We start from the raw sequence: 641 nt of genomic DNA on the forward strand, positions 1-641 counted from the left end.
GGGTCAGGCGGTGAGGCGGCGGAGTTCGCGGGCCGCGGCAGCCGGGTCGGGCGCGTTGTAGATCCCGCCCCCGACCACCGCCACGGCCGCGCCCGCGTCCTTCACCAAACCGATGGTCGCGGCCTTCACCCCGCCCGCAATCGAGAACGCCACCCCCGCCTCGCGCCCGTCGGCCAGCAGCGTGTCGATCGAATACCCCGGACGCGCCTGCTCGTCCAAACCCGCGTGGATCTCCACGAACGACACCCCCAGCTTCGCCACCTCCCGGATCCGCGCCACCCGGCCCTCCGTCACCGAGATCATGTCCGCCACCACCTCCTTCCCGTACTTGCGCCCCGCCGCCACCGCACCCCGCACCGTGTCGTCGTCCGCCGCCCCCATCACCGTCACCAGATCCGCCCCCGCCTCGAACGCCAACGTCGCCTCCAGCTCCCCCGCGTCCGCCGTCTTCAAATCCGCGAACACCAGCTTGTCCGGATGCGCCGCCTTCACCGCCGTCACCGCCGAAATCCCCGCCGACTTCACCAACGGCGTCCCCAACTCCAAAACATCCACATGCTCGGCCACCTGACGCGCCAACGCCAACGCCGAACCCACATCCAGCACATCCAACGCAACCTGCAACCGCACAACAAACTCCT

The 641-nt window shown here is 69.9% G+C and carries 1 protein-coding gene; it reads right to left on the bottom strand.

Annotated features, from left to right (window positions below; all coding sequences use genetic code 11):
* Positions 1–3 precede the first annotated feature (3 nt).
* Positions 4–641, bottom strand: a 638-nt coding sequence (hxlA, locus tag H5411_RS46665) for a 3-hexulose-6-phosphate synthase (RefSeq protein WP_043833779.1), incomplete at its 5' end; no start/stop codon positions are given.

Source organism: Amycolatopsis echigonensis (genome assembly GCF_014174495.1).
Taxonomy (GTDB): domain Bacteria; phylum Actinomycetota; class Actinomycetes; order Mycobacteriales; family Pseudonocardiaceae; genus Amycolatopsis; species Amycolatopsis echigonensis.